We start from the raw sequence: 15,720 nt of genomic DNA on the forward strand, positions 1-15,720 counted from the left end.
GAGGCATACAGCATGTAAGTGTATGCCTCACTTTCATATCAAGAAATAGAACAAGGGAGAGGTCTTACACTATATATGGCTAAAACAAAATCGAAGTTCATCTGCCAATCCTGCGGCTACGAGTCTCCAAAATGGATGGGGAAATGTCCGGGCTGTGGTGCTTGGAATACAATGGTGGAAGAAATGATTAAAAAAGCACCGGCCAATCGGAGAGCGGCTTTTTCTCATTCTGTTCAAACTGTACAGAAACCTTCACCTATTACATCAATCGAAACATCAGAAGAACCCCGCGTCAAAACCCAGCTTGGCGAGTTTAACAGAGTACTCGGCGGAGGTGTCGTTAAAGGCTCCCTCGTTTTAATTGGCGGTGATCCTGGTATCGGAAAGTCAACGCTATTACTGCAGGTTTCCGCTCAATTATCAGGCTCATCAAACAGTGTCCTGTATATTTCGGGAGAAGAATCTGTAAAGCAAACGAAGCTGCGAGCAGACCGTCTCGGCATTAATAATCCGTCACTGCATGTTTTATCTGAAACCGATATGGAGTATATTTCGTCTGCTATACAAGAGATGAATCCATCGTTTGTCGTTGTTGACTCTATTCAAACGGTTTACCAAAGCGATATTACATCTGCTCCAGGCAGTGTGTCACAGGTCAGAGAATGTACCGCTGAGCTGATGAAAATTGCAAAAACAAAAGGTATTCCGATTTTTATCGTAGGGCACGTGACGAAAGAAGGGTCTATTGCAGGTCCGAGACTGTTGGAGCATATGGTTGACACTGTTTTATATTTTGAAGGAGAACGCCACCATACTTTCCGTATTTTGCGGGCTGTAAAAAACCGTTTCGGATCTACAAACGAAATGGGCATTTTCGAAATGCGGGAAGAGGGGCTCACTGAGGTTTTGAATCCTTCGGAAATTTTCTTAGAAGAACGCTCTGCTGGTTCCGCAGGCTCGAGTATCACTGCCTCTATGGAGGGCACTAGACCGATTCTCGTTGAAATTCAGGCACTCATCTCGCCAACAAGTTTTGGCAACCCAAGGCGTATGGCAACGGGAATAGACCATAACAGGGTTTCTCTGTTAATGGCTGTGTTAGAAAAAAGAGTTGGACTGCTGCTGCAAAATCAGGATGCTTATTTGAAAGTGGCTGGCGGCGTTAAGCTTGATGAACCGGCAATTGATCTTGCGATTGTGATTAGTATTGCATCAAGCTTTAGAGACACACCTCCAAATCCTGCAGATTGTTTTATTGGAGAAGTGGGATTAACCGGAGAAGTCCGGCGGGTTTCAAGAATTGAACAGCGTGTGAAAGAAGCGGCAAAGCTTGGTTTTAAACGCATGATCATACCCGCGGCAAATCTGGATGGATGGACAAAACCAAAAGGGATTGAGGTTATCGGAGTAGCAAATGTTGCAGAAGCGCTTCGTACTTCATTAGGAGGATAATAGATGGAAAAAGAGAAAAAAGGGGCGAAACACGAGTTAGACCTGTCATCTATATTGCAGTTTGTTGCTCCGGGTACACCGCTCAGAGCGGGGATGGAAAACGTCTTGAGAGCAAATACAGGCGGTCTGATTGTTGTTGGATATAATGATAAAGTAAAAGAAGTAGTGGACGGCGGCTTTCACATAAACACGGCTTTTTCTCCGGCGCATTTATATGAGCTGGCTAAAATGGATGGAGCGATCATTTTAAGTGATTCTGGTCAAAAGATCCTCTACGCGAATACTCAGCTGATGCCGGATGCCACAATTTCTTCATCAGAAACAGGAATGCGGCACAGAACTGCCGAAAGAGTAGCTAAGCAAACTGGCTGTCTTGTAATCGCTATTTCTGAAAGAAGAAATGTCATAACGTTATATCAGGAAAACATGAAGTATACACTAAAAGACATAGGATTTATTTTAACCAAGGCGAACCAAGCCATTCAAACACTTGAAAAATATAAGACAATCCTCGATAAAACGATTAATGCACTGAACGCGTTAGAGTTTGAGGAACTTGTTACCTTCAGTGATGTCTTGTCTGTCATGCATCGTTATGAAATGGTCCTGAGAATCAAAAACGAAATTAATATGTATATCAAAGAGCTGGGGACAGAAGGACATCTGATCAAACTGCAAGTCATTGAATTGATTACGGATATGGAAGAAGAGGCTGCTTTATTTATTAAGGACTATGTAAAAGAAAAGATTAAAGATCCGTTTGTTCTCTTGAAGGAGCTGCAGGATATGTCCAGTTATGATCTGCTGGATGATTCCATTGTGTATAAGCTTCTCGGTTACCCTGCTTCTACTAATCTTGATGATTATGTATTGCCGAGAGGATACAGGCTGTTAAATAAGATACCGCGTCTTCCGATGCCGATTGTTGAAAATGTTGTAGAAGCATTTGGAGTCCTGCCAAGGATTATTGAGGCGAGTGCAGAAGAATTAGATGAGGTAGAGGGAATCGGTGAAGTACGAGCCCAAAAAATCAAAAAAGGATTAAAACGCCTGCAAGAGAAGCATTATTTAGACAGACAACTGTGATTTCGGTTAAAACCTTATGAATACGGGTATATTAATGTTGGTTTTTGTTTATTCTGATATTCGTAGGATGCATAAGACTTTGTGAAATTAAAATGTTAAAAAAGGAGGTGGGGGTATGTTAAAACGAATAGTTCAGGCGTTCTTCATTATTTTTGGCGGCGTTGTTGGTATATTTTTGATACCTGAATTGTTTGTACTGTTAAATATACAGGACATACCTTTAATAACAAACGCATATACGTCTGCGGCAATAGGAGCAATTATCTTTTTTCTCATCAGTATATGGGGTACAGAATACGTTGTGAACTGGGTGAAGTGGATAGAGGATTCATTGTTAAAAGCGCCGGTTCCAGATTTGTTATTTGGAAGTCTTGGCTTAGTTTTTGGACTTATAATTGCTTATCTTATCGTAAATGTTATTCCTTTAGACAATATACCTTACCGCATATTCAGCACAATAATTCCTGTATTTTTGGCCTTCTTCCTCGGTTATCTCGGCTTCCAGGTGGGCTTTAAGAAAAAGGATGAATTGATCAGCCTGTTTTCCATTTCCGCCAGAATGCAAAAGAAAAAAGGAACAGCTGATGAAGAACATGAGGTTCAAGACAAGAAGCTGAAAATTTTGGACACTAGTGTTATTATTGATGGGAGAATAGCAGATATTTGTCAGACTGGTTTTTTAGAGGGAGTTATCGTGATTCCGCAGTTTGTCCTTGAGGAATTGCAGCATATTGCAGACTCTTCAGATGTTTTAAAACGAAACAGAGGACGCCGCGGTCTTGATATCCTGAACCGCATTCAGAAAGAATTAGACATTGAAGTTGAAATTTACGAAGGCGACTTTGAAGATATTCAGGAGGTTGACAGCAAGCTCGTCAAACTTGCTAAGCTGACATCCGGGGTCGTTGTGACGAATGATTTTAATTTAAATAAAGTGTGCGAGCTTCAGAAGGTAGCAGTATTAAACATTAATGACCTTGCCAATGCGGTCAAGCCTGTTGTGCTTCCTGGCGAGGAAATGAATGTTCAGGTCATTAAGGACGGGAAAGAGCATAATCAGGGAGTTGCCTACTTGGATGACGGTACGATGATTGTCGTTGAAGAAGGACGGAATTATATCGGCAAGCATATTGATGTACTCGTCACAAGTGTGCTGCAGACAGCAGCGGGACGAATGATTTTTGCGAAGCCTAAGCTGTTGGAGAAGGCGCTGTAAAGGGAGAAGAAACAATGAGTTATGATGTGGTGATTCCTGCAGCCGGACAGGGAAAGCGGATGAAGGCAGGGAGAAATAAACTGTTCATTGAGCTGAAGGGAGACCCGGTGATCATACACACGTTAAGAGTGTTTGACAGCCACCGGCAGTGCGATAAAATCATTTTGGTGATTAACGAGCAGGAGCGGGAGCACTTTCAGCAATTGCTGTCCGATTACCCGTTCCAAACTTCAATTGAGCTTGTTGCAGGCGGAGAAGAGCGTCAGCACAGTGTGTATAAGGGGCTGAAAGCCGTAAAGCAGGAAAAGATTGTCCTTGTACATGACGGTGCCCGCCCATTTATAAAACATGAACAAATTGACGAACTGATCGCAGAGGCGGAACAGACAGGAGCGGCCATCCTTGCTGTTCCGGTAAAAGATACGATTAAACGCGTTCAAGATTTACAAGTCAGTGAGACGATTGAACGTTCAAGCTTGTGGGCTGTCCAAACGCCACAAGCTTTTCGTCTTTCTTTATTGATGAAGGCTCACGCTGAGGCTGAGCGCAAGGGATTTTTAGGGACGGATGACGCCAGCCTCGTTGAACAGATGGAGGGCTGTTCGGTCCGTGTTGTAGAAGGCAGCTATACAAATATTAAGCTGACGACGCCAGACGATTTGACGTCAGCTGAAGCTATCATGGAATCAGAAAGTGGGAATAAACATGTTTAGAATTGGACAAGGATTTGATGTGCATCAATTAGTGGAGGGCCGTCCTCTCATTATTGGCGGAATTGAAATCCCGTACGAAAAAGGGCTGCTTGGCCATTCTGATGCAGACGTATTGTTGCATACCGTCGCTGACGCCTGCCTGGGAGCTGTGGGTGAAGGAGACATAGGCAAGCATTTTCCTGACACAGATCCCGAGTTCAAGGACGCAGATTCTTTCAAATTACTTCAGCATGTCTGGGGAATCGTGAAACAGAAGGGGTATGTCCTTGGGAACATTGATTGCACCATCATAGCGCAAAAGCCGAAGATGCTGCCGTACATAGAAGATATGAGAAAAAGAATTGCTGAAGGCCTTGAGGCAGATGTTTCTCAAGTAAATGTAAAAGCAACAACGACAGAAAAGCTTGGATTTACAGGCCGGGCGGAAGGAATAGCGGCTCAGGCGACAGTACTGATACAAAAAGGCTAACTTGTTTTGATGCCGGGTCTATTTGGTGGTAGAATAGATTCATACATTTTTGCCTGAGGCCATACATGACATGAAAGGAAGTATTTGAAAATGGGAAACGAAGTACGCGTCCGTTATGCACCGAGTCCAACCGGACATTTGCATATTGGAAATGCCAGAACGGCGCTTTTTAATTATTTATTTGCCCGCAATCAAGGCGGTAAGTTTATCATTCGAGTTGAGGATACTGATAAAAAGCGCAATATTGAGGGCGGAGAACAAAGCCAGCTGAATTATCTGAAGTGGCTAGGTATTGACTGGGATGAGAGTGTGGATGTCGGAGGAGAGTACGGTCCATACCGTCAGTCAGAGCGTAACGATATCTATAAAGTGTACTATGAAGAGCTTCTTGAAAAAGGGCTTGCTTATAAATGTTACTGTACGGAAGAAGAGCTTGAAAAAGAGCGTGAAGAACAGATTGCCCGCGGAGAAATGCCTCGTTATTCCGGAAAACACAGAGACCTGACTCAGGAAGAACAGGAGAAATTTATCGCCGAAGGCAGAAAACCAAGTATTCGTTTCCGTGTGCCGGAAGGAAAAGTCATCGCCTTCAACGACATCGTAAAAGGCGAAATTTCTTTTGAATCAGATGGCATCGGCGACTTTGTTATTGTGAAAAAGGACGGTACGCCGACTTACAACTTCGCGGTAGCGATTGATGACTACTTAATGAAAATGACACACGTGCTGCGCGGTGAGGATCATATTTCTAACACACCGAAACAGATTATGATTTATCAAGCATTCGGATGGGATATTCCTCAGTTCGGACACATGACGCTGATCGTAAACGAAAGCCGTAAAAAGCTCAGTAAACGTGATGAATCCATTATTCAATTCATCGAGCAGTACAAAGAGCTTGGCTACCTGCCAGAAGCACTGTTCAACTTTATCGGCCTGTTAGGCTGGTCACCGGTTGGAGAAGAAGAGCTTTTCACAAAAGAGCAGTTTATTGAAATTTTTGATGTAAATCGTTTATCTAAATCACCAGCTTTGTTTGATATGCATAAGCTAAAATGGGTTAACAACCAATATGTGAAGAAGCTGGATCTTGATCAGGTTGTTGAATTGACGCTTCCGCATTTGCAAAAAGCCGGCAAAGTTGGCACTGAGCTTTCTGCTGAAGAACAAGAATGGGTTCGTAAACTGATTTCCCTGTATCATGAGCAATTAAGCTACGGTGCGGAAATTGTTGAGCTGACTGATTTGTTCTTTACGGATGAGATCGAGTATAATCAAGAAGCGAAAGCTGTTCTGGAAGAAGAACAGGTTCCTGAAGTGCTCAGCACATTCGCAGCGAAGCTTGAAGAGCTTGAGGAGTTCACTCCGGATAATATCAAAGCATCGATCAAAGCAGTGCAGAAAGAAACTGGCCATAAAGGGAAAAAACTGTTTATGCCGATTCGTGTTGCTGTAACAGGGCAAACTCACGGTCCGGAACTGCCGCAATCAATTGAATTGATCGGTAAAGAGACTGCAATTCAGCGTTTAAAGAATATCTAAATAAATGATTGTTGACAGGGAAGAGTATAAAGCTTTAGGCCATTACAGAAAGGATCTTCATTGGCTGAGAGAGATCCATGAGCCGGGTTTTAGAAGTGCGCCCTTAAGACCTTTGAAGAACGTTTTTTGAAATCAGTATTCAAAGGCGGCCGCCGCCGTTACAGGCTGAAGTTGGGAGAGCAGAAGTCTGCTTTTCAAACAGAGTGGAACCGCGCGGTTAAAGCGTCTCTGTCATGTTTACATGCAGAGACGCTTTTTTTATTGGGTAGAGGAAATCAGATAGAGAAACGGGGGGAAGCATGTGTTTTTTAGAATGCTCAAAGAAGACATTGATACTGTGTTCGATCAAGATCCCGCAGCAAGAAGCTATTTTGAAGTGATTTTAACTTATTCCGGTTTACATGCTATATGGGCGCATCGGATTGCACATGCTTTATATAAACGAAAATTTTATTTCCTTGCACGCCTTATATCTCAAGTAAGCCGATTTTTTACCGGGATAGAAATCCACCCCGGCGCTACAATCGGGAGAAGATTTTTCATAGACCACGGCATGGGGGTTGTCATTGGGGAGACATGTGAAATCGGCAATAACGTAACCGTTTTTCAGGGGGTTACCCTCGGGGGAACGGGGAAAGAAAAGGGAAAAAGGCACCCAACGATTAAAGATGACGCATTGATAGCCACAGGTGCTAAAGTGCTCGGTTCTATTACGGTCGGTGAAGGCTCAAAGATTGGGGCTGGTTCAGTAGTGCTGCATGATGTTCCTGATTTTTCAACAGTTGTCGGTATCCCTGGACGGGTCGTTGTACAAAATGGCAAGAAAGTAAGACGCGATTTAAACCATCAGGATTTGCCCGATCCAGTTGCTGACCGCTTTAAGTCTTTGGAACAGCAGATTTTAGAGCTGAAGGCAGAACTTGAAGACAGAAAAGAAAGGATCAATCAAAAATGACAATCACACTTTATAATACATTGACTAGACAGAAGGAAACATTCGTTCCTCTTGAAGAGGGAAAAGTGAAAATGTATGTATGCGGACCCACGGTTTACAATTACATTCATATCGGGAACGCGCGTCCGGCAATCGTTTACGATACGGTTCGAAACTATTTAGAGTATAAAGGCTATGATGTGCAGTATGTCTCTAACTTCACAGACGTAGACGATAAATTAATTAAAGCGGCAAATGAACTCGGTGAGGATGTACCCACCATTTCAGAGCGTTTTATTAAAGCATACTTTGAAGACGTAGGTGCGCTCGGCTGCCGAAAAGCCGACCTTCATCCGCGAGTAATGGAGAACATGGATGCCATTATCGAATTCGTAGATCAGCTCGTGAAAAAGGGCTACGCATATGAATCAGAAGGTGACGTATATTTCAAAACCAGAGCGTTTGAAGGGTACGGAAAGCTTTCTCAGCAATCAATCGATGAACTTAGATCAGGTGCACGCATCCGAGTCGGCGAGAAAAAAGAAGATGCTCTTGATTTCGCACTGTGGAAAGCGGCAAAAGAAGGAGAAATCTCTTGGGATAGCCCTTGGGGGAAAGGACGTCCGGGCTGGCACATTGAATGCTCAGCAATGGTGAAAAAGTATCTCGGTGACCAGATTGATATCCATGCGGGCGGACAGGATTTAACATTCCCTCACCATGAAAACGAAATTGCGCAATCTGAGGCGCTAACAGGCAAAACGTTTGCGAAGTATTGGCTTCATAATGGTTATATCAATATTGATAATGAAAAAATGTCAAAATCACTAGGCAACTTTGTGCTTGTGCATGACATCATTAAACAGCATGATCCGCAGCTTTTGAGATTCTTTATGCTATCTGTTCATTATCGCCATCCGATTAACTATTCAGAAGAGCTTCTGGAGAATACGAAAAGCGCGTTCAACCGTTTAAAAACAGCGTACAGCAATCTTCAGCACCGTCTGAACAGCAGTACGAATTTAACCGAAGATGACGATCAATGGCTTGAAAAAGTTGAAGAACACCGCAAAGCATTCGAAGAAGCGATGGACGATGATTTTAATACGGCGAATGCCATTTCAGTCTTGTTTGACTTAGCGAAACACGCCAATTATTATCTTCAGAAAGATCATACGGCTGATCATGTGATTACGGCGTTTATTGAGATGTTTGACCGCATTGTTTCTGTCCTCGGTTTTTCGTTGGGTGAGCAGGAACTTCTCGATCAAGAGATTGAAGACTTAATCGAAAAGCGAAATGAAGCACGCCGGAATCGCGATTTTGCATTGTCAGACCAGATCCGCGACCAGCTGAAAAGCATGAATATCATTCTTGAAGATACGGCTCAAGGCACTCGCTGGAAACGGGGAGAATAACAGATGCTTGAATTTGATACGATAAAAGATTCTAAGCAGCTTAACGGTCTTGCGCTTGCTTATATAGGTGATGCCATTTTTGAAGTGTATGTCAGGCATCACCTGCTTAAGCAGGGCTTTACCAAACCAAATGATCTTCATAAGAAATCAAGCCGGATTGTTTCAGCAAAGTCACAGGCTGAGATCCTATTTTTTCTGCAGAATCAATCATTTTTTACGGAAGAAGAGGAAGCGGTGCTAAAAAGAGGCAGAAATGCCAAGTCAGGGACAATACCTAAAAATACAGATGTTCAGACGTACCGCTACAGTACAGCATTTGAAGCGCTTCTGGGCTACCTTTTTCTAGAGAAAAAAGAGGAACGACTTAGTCAGCTCGTAGCCGAAGCTATACAATTCGGGATGTCAGGGAGGAAAACAAATGAGTCAGCAACATGATTACGTCATAGGGAAAAATGCAGTGATCGAGACGTTAAAATCTGATCGGAAGCTGTATAAGCTGTGGATGGCGGAAAACACCGTAAAGGGACAAGCACAGCAAGTGATTGAGCTTGCCAAAAAGCAGGGAATCACGATTCAATACGTCCCGAGAAAAAAACTCGATCAAATGGTGACAGGACAGCATCAGGGCGTAGTGGCACAGGTTGCAGCGTATGAATATGCAGAACTGGACGATTTATATAAAGCAGCCGAAGAAAAAAATGAACAGCCTTTCTTCCTCATTCTGGACGAGCTTGAAGACCCTCATAATCTTGGTTCCATTATGAGGACAGCAGATGCGGTCGGCGCTCATGGCATCGTCATTCCAAAACGGAGAGCTGTCGGGCTGACAACAACAGTGGCAAAAGCTTCAACAGGAGCAATTGAGCACATTCCTGTAGCAAGAGTCACCAATTTGGCACGAACGTTAGAAGAGATGAAAGAGCGGGGAATCTGGGTTGTCGGAACGGATGCGTCAGCGCGTGAGGATTACCGCAATATGGACGGGAATATGCCTTTGGCTCTAGTCATCGGAAGTGAAGGAAAAGGGATGGGCCGCCTTGTGAAAGAAAAGTGCGATTTTCTCATTAAACTCCCGATGGCCGGAAAGGTAACTTCACTAAATGCATCTGTCGCGGCTGGTCTTTTGATGTATGAAGTCTACCGGAAACGAAACCCTCTGGGAGAATAAAGACCCATGGATATCCTGTTAGTAGACGGGTACAACATGATTGGAGCCTGGCCGCAGCTGAAGGATTTAAAAGCGAACAGTTTTGAAGAGGCGAGAGACGTACTGATTCAGAAAATGGCGGAATATCAATCGTATACAGGAAACAGGGTTATTGTTGTTTTTGACGCGCATCTCGTAAAAGGGCTTGAGAAAAAACAGACCAACCATAGAGTTGAAGTGATTTTTACAAAAGAAAATGAGACGGCTGATGAGCGGATAGAAAAGCTCGCTCAGGCTTTGAATAATATTGCGACTCAAATTCACGTTGCGACCTCTGACTATACTGAGCAGTGGGCGATTTTCGGACAGGGGGCATTACGGAAATCGGCCCGGGAGCTTTTGAGAGAGGTAGAAACGATTGAAAGGCGAATAGAGAGACGGGTAAGAAAAATCACTTCCGAAAAGCCGGCGGGTAAAATTGCTTTATCGGAAGAGGTTTTGAAAACGTTTGAAAAGTGGAGGCGGGGAGACTTAGATTAAGTTGACGCTTTTTTGCCCAATACTGTATAATATTTCTATCTACGTGCGCCGGGGGGATCGGAGTGAATCTACAGAACAACAAGGGAAAATTCAACAAAGAGCAGTTTTGCCAGTTGGAGGACGAGCAGGTCATTGAAAAGGTTCATGTTGGGGACAGTGATGCGTTAGATTACTTGATTACGAAGTACCGAAACTTTGTTCGGGCAAAAGCAAGATCCTATTTCTTAATAGGGGCGGACAGAGAGGATATTGTTCAGGAAGGCATGATAGGCCTCTATAAGTCTATTCGTGACTTCAAAGAGGACAAGCTTACCTCATTCAAAGCTTTCGCAGAATTATGTATTACCCGCCAAATTATTACCGCAATAAAGACAGCTACTCGCCAGAAACACATTCCTTTGAATTCCTACGTCTCATTAGATAAACCGATTTTTGATGAAGAATCAGACCGAACGCTGCTGGATGTCATTTCAGGAGCGAAAACCTTAAATCCTGAGGAAATGATCATTAATCAGGAAGAATTTGATGATATTGAAATGAAAATGGGAGAACTATTAAGTGATTTAGAGAGAAAAGTACTCGTCTTATATCTCGACGGGAGAAGTTACCAAGAGATTTCTGATGAACTGAACCGACATGTGAAATCGATCGACAATGCCCTTCAGCGTGTGAAACGCAAGCTGGAGAAGTACTTGGAAATTCGTGAAATCAGTTTGTAATAGGAATTTATGCTATATTGACAGTATTTTTCTGACTATGATATGTTACTAAAGATAAGAACTAATGTCTATTTAGAAAAAGGTGTAATGACATGAGAAAAAAGATTACGTTAGCATGCAAGACATGCGGAAACCGTAATTATACGACAATGAAGAGCTCTGCATCAGCGGCTGAGCGATTAGAAGTAAAGAAATACTGCAGTACTTGCAATTCACATACAGCTCATCTTGAAACAAAATAGTTTTTGCGCTTTTAAATTGTGGAGGTCTTTTACATGCGTATTATGAAATTCTTTAAAGATGTTGGGAAAGAAATGAAAAAGGTAAGCTGGCCTAAAGGAAAAGAGTTAACGCGTTATACCATTACGGTAATTTCAACAGTTATCTTTTTTGTTATCTTTTTTGCCCTCCTTGACACAGGAATTTCTCAATTAATTCGTTTAATAGTTGAATAATGATCAGCAATACGTGCTATAATAGATCATAATATTACTTGCCAAAACCCGTTCAGCGGGTTTTTTATTGTGGCTTAAAATGAAAGTTATCATAGGCTTGCCGCCTATTTTTTGAAGCGTTATGGTAATTCACTAAAACCAAATGCGGGGAGGGAAGGACTGGACAGTCCTGAATAGAATGGAAAAGAATTGGTATGTTGTTCACACGTACTCTGGTTATGAGAATAAAGTAAAAGCCAACTTGGAAAAGCGTGTTGAATCAATGGGGATGCAGGATAAAATTTTCCGTGTAGTCGTACCCGAAGAAGAAGAAACGGATATCAAAAACGGCAAGAAAAAAGTCGTGAAAAAGAAAGTATTCCCTGGTTATGTGCTTGTTGAAATTGTAATGACAGACGACTCTTGGTATGTCGTACGCAACACGCCGGGCGTTACTGGATTCGTAGGATCTGCCGGGTCAGGTTCAAAACCGACGCCGCTTCTTCCGGGGGAAGCAGAAACCATTCTGAAGAGAATGGGCATGGATGAACGAAAAACTGATATTGACTTTGAACTGAAAGAGACAGTGAAAGTAATAGACGGACCTTTTGCTAACTTTACAGGATCAATTGAAGAGATTGATTATGATAAAAGCAAGGTCAAAGTTTTCGTTAATATGTTTGGCCGTGAAACGCCGGTTGAGCTGGAATTTACCCAAATCGATAAATTGTAATGTGAAAAAACTTGAAATTGCTATATATAAATGATAATATAGCAAAGGTACGTCTTGGACTTATCCAAGGCAACTAGCATGATATTTCGTCATTCATATAAAGAATGAAACCTTGAGTGGGAGGGTTTACCCTATTACCACATCACGGACTTAAGGAGGTGTGTCTCGTGGCTAAAAAAGTAGTTAAAGTTGTAAAATTGCAAATTCCTGCTGGAAAAGCTAACCCAGCACCACCAGTTGGACCTGCACTTGGTCAAGCCGGTGTTAACATCATGGGATTCTGTAAGGAGTTTAACGCTCGTACAGCTGACCAAGCTGGTTTAATCATTCCTGTTGAAATTTCGGTTTACGAAGACCGTTCATTTACATTTATTACAAAAACTCCACCTGCTGCAGTATTGCTTAAAAAAGCAGCTGGAATTGAGTCTGGTTCTGGTGAACCAAACCGTAATAAAGTGGCAACCGTTAAGCGCGATAAAGTACGCGAAATCGCTGAAACGAAAATGCCTGACTTAAACGCAGCAGACGTTGAAGCGGCAATGCGCATGGTTGAAGGTACTGCCCGCAGTATGGGTATTGTAATCGAGGATTAATTTGTTTCTTGTCGGGTTGCGAGTTTTAACAAGTTCGCAACCCTTATTCGTGGGAGGTTATTCCGCTATAACCACATAAGGAGGAAATTTTAAAATGGCTAAAAAAGGTAAAAAGTACGTTGGAGCTGCTAAGCTTGTAGACCGTTCTAAAGCTTACGACGTCTCTGAAGCAGTAGCTCTCGTTAAAAAAACAAACACAGCTAAATTCGACGCTACAGTTGAAGTGGCTTTCCGTTTAGGGGTTGACCCTCGTAAAAACGACCAGCAAATCCGTGGAGCAGTTGTGCTTCCAAACGGAACTGGTAAAACTCAGCGCGTTCTCGTTTTCGCAAAAGGCGAAAAAGCGAAAGAAGCTGAAGCTGCTGGTGCAGATTTCGTAGGCGATACTGACTACATCAACAAAATTCAACAAGGCTGGTTCGATTTCGATGTTATCGTAGCTACACCTGACATGATGGGTGAAGTTGGTAAAATCGGTCGTGTACTTGGACCAAAAGGTTTAATGCCGAACCCTAAAACTGGTACAGTTACTTTCGAAGTTGAAAAAGCTATCGGCGAAATCAAAGCTGGTAAAGTTGAATACCGCGTTGATAAAGCTGGAAACATTCATGTTCCTATCGGTAAAGTTTCTTTCGAGGATGAAAAACTTGTTGAGAACTTCACAACAATGTACGATACAATCCTTAAAGCTAAACCTGCTGCAGCTAAAGGCGTTTACGTGAAAAACGTTGCTGTAACTTCTACTATGGGACCTGGTGTCAAAGTAGACTCTTCAACTTTTAACGTAAAATAATATTGACATGACATCAACATTCTGATATTATTCAAAATGTTGTAAAATAGAATATCATTTATACCGTAGACAGTAGGGGCCTAACCGCTTAATTATCCTACCGAGGTGTATATTATCACAGCTATTACGTTACGTATGCTTGTATATACAGCCTCCATGTCTCATGGAGGCTTTTTATATGGAATCCGTCGTCTCAGTCGTGATCACCTAACGGTATAAGTGTTACACAAGAATCTACAGGAGGTGTAACCATGAGCAGCGCAATTGAAACAAAAAAAGTTGTTGTTGAAGAAATTGCTTCTAAACTGAAAGAAAGTAAATCAACGATCATCGTTGACTATCGCGGACTTAACGTTTCTGAAGTAACTGAACTTCGTAAACAGCTTCGCGAAGCTAACGTTGAGTTCAAAGTTTACAAAAATACGATGACTCGCCGTGCGGTTGAACAAGCTGAGCTTAATGGTTTGAATGATTTCTTAACTGGACCGAACGCGATCGCATTCAGCACTGAAGATGTTGTCGCTCCGGCTAAAGTTCTTAATGACTTCGCTAAAAATCACGAAGCTCTTGAAATCAAAGCTGGCGTTATCGAAGGTAAAGTTTCTACTGTTGAAGAAGTGAAAGCTCTTGCTGAACTTCCATCACGCGAAGGCTTGCTTTCTATGTTGCTTAGCGTACTTCAAGCTCCAGTTCGCAACCTTGCTCTTGCTGCAAAAGCTGTGGCAGAACAAAAGGAAGAACAAGGCGCTTAATCTAATCAGTTTTTCATAAATTAAAACAAAATGGAGGAATTACAAATGGCTTTAAATATCGAAGAAATCATTGCTTCCGTTAAAGAAGCAACTGTACTTGAATTGAACGACCTAGTAAAAGCAATCGAAGAAGAATTTGGCGTAACTGCTGCTGCTCCTGTAGCTGTAGCTGGTGGAGCTGCTGCTGGCGGAGCTGCTGAAGAGCAAAGCGAATTCGATCTTATCCTTGCTGGTGCAGGATCTCAAAAAATCAAAGTTATCAAAGTTGTACGTGAAATCACTGGTCTTGGCTTGAAAGAAGCTAAAGAACTTGTTGACAACACTCCAAAACCACTTAAAGAAGGTATTGCTAAAGAAGAAGCTGAAGAGCTTAAAGCTAAACTTGAAGAAGTTGGCGCTTCTGTAGAAGTTAAGTAATCTTCACTTACCTGTAGGGGAAGCTCGCTTTTATGAGGCGAGCTTTTTCTTTGCCATTCTTTAAGCCATGAAAAAAGGAGGTTCTAATAATGAGTGAGCACTATTATTCAGAAAAACCTTCAGTGAAAAGCAACAAGCAAACCTGGTCTTTTAGGCTTCGGAATAAAGATTTCACGTTTACCAGCGACAGCGGGGTTTTTTCTAAAAAAGAAGTTGATTTCGGCTCCCGCCTGCTGATTGATTCTTTTGAAGAGCCTGAGGTTGAGGGCGGCATTTTGGATGTAGGCTGCGGGTACGGCCCGATTGGTTTATCGCTCGCCAGCGACTTTAAAGACCGGACTATCCACATGATTGACGTTAATGAGAGAGCCGTAGAACTATCAAATGAAAATGCGGAACAAAACGGAATAACAAACGTTAAGATTTATCAAAGCGATTTGTTTTCAAACGTTGATTCTGCTCAAACATTTGCTTCTATTCTTACAAATCCCCCAATCCGAGCCGGAAAAAAAGTTGTCCATGCTATCTTTGAGAAAAGCGCTGAACACTTAAAAGCTTCAGGTGAATTGTGGATCGTCATACAGAAAAAGCAAGGCGCGCCTTCTGCCATTGAAAAGCTCGAGGAACTGTTCGGTGAAGTTTCCGTCGTTCAAAAAAAGAAAGGCTATTATATCATAAAAGCAAAAAAAGTTTGACTCGGTATTTTAACTATGTTAATATTGTAAAATGCCAATGTATATATTTTGCTTGATATGATGAATT

Annotated in this window: 20 protein-coding genes and 2 other annotated features; all 20 genes read left to right on the forward strand. The window is 42.3% G+C overall.

Features of this window, described 5'->3' with window-relative positions; genetic code table 11:
- Positions 1-75 precede the first annotated feature (75 nt).
- The 20 genes from radA to NSQ12_RS00675 all read left to right on the forward strand — a co-directional run bounded on the left by radA (position 76) and on the right by NSQ12_RS00675 (position 15,653).
- On the forward strand, positions 76-1,452 hold the full coding sequence (radA, locus tag NSQ12_RS00580; RefSeq protein WP_004399687.1) for a DNA repair protein RadA: 1,377 nt from the start codon (positions 76-78) through the stop codon (positions 1,450-1,452).
- Between the two features lie 3 nt (positions 1,453-1,455).
- Positions 1,456-2,538 carry a DNA integrity scanning diadenylate cyclase DisA gene (gene disA, locus NSQ12_RS00585; RefSeq protein ID WP_003225736.1) on the forward strand — a complete coding sequence of 361 codons (1,083 nt, stop codon included), beginning with the start codon at positions 1,456-1,458 and terminating at the stop codon, positions 2,536-2,538.
- Positions 2,539-2,653: 115 nt separating this feature from the next.
- On the forward strand, positions 2,654-3,754 hold the full coding sequence (locus NSQ12_RS00590) for a PIN/TRAM domain-containing protein (protein WP_003235014.1): 1,101 nt from the start codon (positions 2,654-2,656) through the stop codon (positions 3,752-3,754).
- A 14-nt stretch (positions 3,755-3,768) separates the two neighbouring features.
- Positions 3,769-4,467, forward strand: a complete 699-nt coding sequence (ispD, locus tag NSQ12_RS00595) for a 2-C-methyl-D-erythritol 4-phosphate cytidylyltransferase (RefSeq protein WP_339175659.1) — start codon at positions 3,769-3,771, stop codon at positions 4,465-4,467.
- Complete coding sequence (ispF, locus tag NSQ12_RS00600; RefSeq protein WP_003225745.1) at positions 4,460-4,936, forward strand: 2-C-methyl-D-erythritol 2,4-cyclodiphosphate synthase; 477 nt, start codon at positions 4,460-4,462, stop codon at positions 4,934-4,936. Before ispD ends, ispF begins: the two co-directional genes overlap by 8 nt.
- A 90-nt stretch (positions 4,937-5,026) precedes the next feature.
- Positions 5,027-6,478, forward strand: coding sequence for a glutamate--tRNA ligase (gltX, locus tag NSQ12_RS00605; protein ID WP_004399675.1), 1,452 nt, complete (start codon positions 5,027-5,029; stop codon positions 6,476-6,478).
- 2 nt (positions 6,479-6,480) lie between these two features.
- Positions 6,481-6,711, forward strand: a binding site (T-box leader).
- Between the two features lie 68 nt (positions 6,712-6,779).
- Positions 6,780-7,433: a serine O-acetyltransferase gene (gene cysE / locus NSQ12_RS00610; protein WP_003225749.1), complete on the forward strand. Its 654-nt coding sequence runs from the start codon at positions 6,780-6,782 to the stop codon at positions 7,431-7,433.
- On the forward strand, positions 7,430-8,830 hold the full coding sequence (gene cysS, locus NSQ12_RS00615; protein WP_014478619.1) for a cysteine--tRNA ligase: 1,401 nt from the start codon (positions 7,430-7,432) through the stop codon (positions 8,828-8,830). The genes cysE and cysS overlap by 4 nt, the downstream gene beginning before the upstream one ends.
- A gap of 3 nt (positions 8,831-8,833) precedes the next feature.
- The gene (locus NSQ12_RS00620; protein ID WP_003235028.1) at positions 8,834-9,265 is read left to right on the forward strand and encodes a mini-ribonuclease 3; all 432 of its coding nucleotides are present in this window, start codon (positions 8,834-8,836) and stop codon (positions 9,263-9,265) included.
- The gene (gene rlmB, locus NSQ12_RS00625) at positions 9,249-9,998 is read left to right on the forward strand and encodes a 23S rRNA (guanosine(2251)-2'-O)-methyltransferase RlmB (protein WP_014475598.1); all 750 of its coding nucleotides are present in this window, start codon (positions 9,249-9,251) and stop codon (positions 9,996-9,998) included. Before NSQ12_RS00620 ends, rlmB begins: the two co-directional genes overlap by 17 nt.
- Positions 9,999-10,004: 6 nt before the next feature.
- On the forward strand, positions 10,005-10,517 hold the full coding sequence (rae1, locus tag NSQ12_RS00630) for a ribosome-dependent mRNA decay endonuclease Rae1/YacP (protein ID WP_003235032.1): 513 nt from the start codon (positions 10,005-10,007) through the stop codon (positions 10,515-10,517).
- 62 nt (positions 10,518-10,579) lie between these two features.
- Positions 10,580-11,236, forward strand: coding sequence for an RNA polymerase sporulation sigma factor SigH (gene sigH / locus NSQ12_RS00635; RefSeq protein WP_003225758.1), 657 nt, complete (start codon positions 10,580-10,582; stop codon positions 11,234-11,236).
- A 92-nt stretch (positions 11,237-11,328) separates the two neighbouring features.
- Entirely contained in the window at positions 11,329-11,478 is a 150-nt protein-coding gene (gene rpmG, locus NSQ12_RS00640; protein ID WP_003156421.1) for a 50S ribosomal protein L33, read from the forward strand.
- Positions 11,479-11,511: 33 nt separating this feature from the next.
- Positions 11,512-11,691 carry a preprotein translocase subunit SecE gene (gene secE, locus NSQ12_RS00645; protein ID WP_004399676.1) on the forward strand — a complete coding sequence of 60 codons (180 nt, stop codon included), beginning with the start codon at positions 11,512-11,514 and terminating at the stop codon, positions 11,689-11,691.
- A 178-nt stretch (positions 11,692-11,869) separates the two neighbouring features.
- Positions 11,870-12,403 carry a transcription termination/antitermination protein NusG gene (nusG, locus tag NSQ12_RS00650; RefSeq protein WP_003225764.1) on the forward strand — a complete coding sequence of 178 codons (534 nt, stop codon included), beginning with the start codon at positions 11,870-11,872 and terminating at the stop codon, positions 12,401-12,403.
- Between the two features lie 167 nt (positions 12,404-12,570).
- Entirely contained in the window at positions 12,571-12,996 is a 426-nt protein-coding gene (rplK, locus tag NSQ12_RS00655) for a 50S ribosomal protein L11 (RefSeq protein WP_003156430.1), read from the forward strand.
- A gap of 94 nt (positions 12,997-13,090) precedes the next feature.
- Entirely contained in the window at positions 13,091-13,789 is a 699-nt protein-coding gene (gene rplA / locus NSQ12_RS00660; RefSeq protein WP_339175662.1) for a 50S ribosomal protein L1, read from the forward strand.
- Positions 13,790-13,834: 45 nt separating this feature from the next.
- Positions 13,835-13,975 (forward strand) — a sequence feature (ribosomal protein L10 leader region).
- 65 nt (positions 13,976-14,040) lie between these two features.
- Positions 14,041-14,541 (forward strand): 50S ribosomal protein L10, encoded by a 501-nt coding sequence (gene rplJ / locus NSQ12_RS00665; protein WP_003235042.1) that lies wholly within the window; start codon positions 14,041-14,043, stop codon positions 14,539-14,541.
- A gap of 45 nt (positions 14,542-14,586) precedes the next feature.
- A complete protein-coding gene (gene rplL, locus NSQ12_RS00670) occupies positions 14,587-14,958 on the forward strand; it encodes a 50S ribosomal protein L7/L12 (RefSeq protein ID WP_003156436.1) in 372 nt (123 codons plus the stop codon).
- Positions 14,959-15,047: 89 nt separating this feature from the next.
- Positions 15,048-15,653 carry a class I SAM-dependent methyltransferase gene (locus tag NSQ12_RS00675; RefSeq protein WP_088325203.1) on the forward strand — a complete coding sequence of 202 codons (606 nt, stop codon included), beginning with the start codon at positions 15,048-15,050 and terminating at the stop codon, positions 15,651-15,653.
- Positions 15,654-15,720 lie beyond the last annotated feature (67 nt).

Origin of the sequence: Bacillus sp. PS95, assembly GCF_037963565.1 — a bacterium.
GTDB lineage: Bacteria > Bacillota > Bacilli > Bacillales > Bacillaceae > Bacillus > Bacillus subtilis.

What these genes read in the sequence shown, in the direction of transcription:
- radA (WP_004399687.1), top strand. Translation starts at nt 76, where the DNA reads ATGGCTAAAACAAAATCGAAGTTCATCTGCCAATCCTGCGGCTACGAG.
- disA (WP_003225736.1), top strand. Translation starts at nt 1,456, where the DNA reads ATGGAAAAAGAGAAAAAAGGGGCGAAACACGAGTTAGACCTGTCATCT.
- NSQ12_RS00590 (WP_003235014.1), top strand. Translation starts at nt 2,654, where the DNA reads ATGTTAAAACGAATAGTTCAGGCGTTCTTCATTATTTTTGGCGGCGTT.
- ispD (WP_339175659.1), top strand. Translation starts at nt 3,769, where the DNA reads ATGAGTTATGATGTGGTGATTCCTGCAGCCGGACAGGGAAAGCGGATG.
- ispF (WP_003225745.1), top strand. Translation starts at nt 4,460, where the DNA reads ATGTTTAGAATTGGACAAGGATTTGATGTGCATCAATTAGTGGAGGGC.
- gltX (WP_004399675.1), top strand. Translation starts at nt 5,027, where the DNA reads ATGGGAAACGAAGTACGCGTCCGTTATGCACCGAGTCCAACCGGACAT.
- cysS (WP_014478619.1), top strand. Translation starts at nt 7,430, where the DNA reads ATGACAATCACACTTTATAATACATTGACTAGACAGAAGGAAACATTC.
- NSQ12_RS00620 (WP_003235028.1), top strand. Translation starts at nt 8,834, where the DNA reads ATGCTTGAATTTGATACGATAAAAGATTCTAAGCAGCTTAACGGTCTT.
- rlmB (WP_014475598.1), top strand. Translation starts at nt 9,249, where the DNA reads ATGAGTCAGCAACATGATTACGTCATAGGGAAAAATGCAGTGATCGAG.
- rae1 (WP_003235032.1), top strand. Translation starts at nt 10,005, where the DNA reads ATGGATATCCTGTTAGTAGACGGGTACAACATGATTGGAGCCTGGCCG.
- rpmG (WP_003156421.1), top strand. Translation starts at nt 11,329, where the DNA reads ATGAGAAAAAAGATTACGTTAGCATGCAAGACATGCGGAAACCGTAAT.
- secE (WP_004399676.1), top strand. Translation starts at nt 11,512, where the DNA reads ATGCGTATTATGAAATTCTTTAAAGATGTTGGGAAAGAAATGAAAAAG.
- nusG (WP_003225764.1), top strand. Translation starts at nt 11,870, where the DNA reads ATGGAAAAGAATTGGTATGTTGTTCACACGTACTCTGGTTATGAGAAT.
- rplA (WP_339175662.1), top strand. Translation starts at nt 13,091, where the DNA reads ATGGCTAAAAAAGGTAAAAAGTACGTTGGAGCTGCTAAGCTTGTAGAC.
- rplJ (WP_003235042.1), top strand. Translation starts at nt 14,041, where the DNA reads ATGAGCAGCGCAATTGAAACAAAAAAAGTTGTTGTTGAAGAAATTGCT.
- rplL (WP_003156436.1), top strand. Translation starts at nt 14,587, where the DNA reads ATGGCTTTAAATATCGAAGAAATCATTGCTTCCGTTAAAGAAGCAACT.
- NSQ12_RS00675 (WP_088325203.1), top strand. Translation starts at nt 15,048, where the DNA reads ATGAGTGAGCACTATTATTCAGAAAAACCTTCAGTGAAAAGCAACAAG.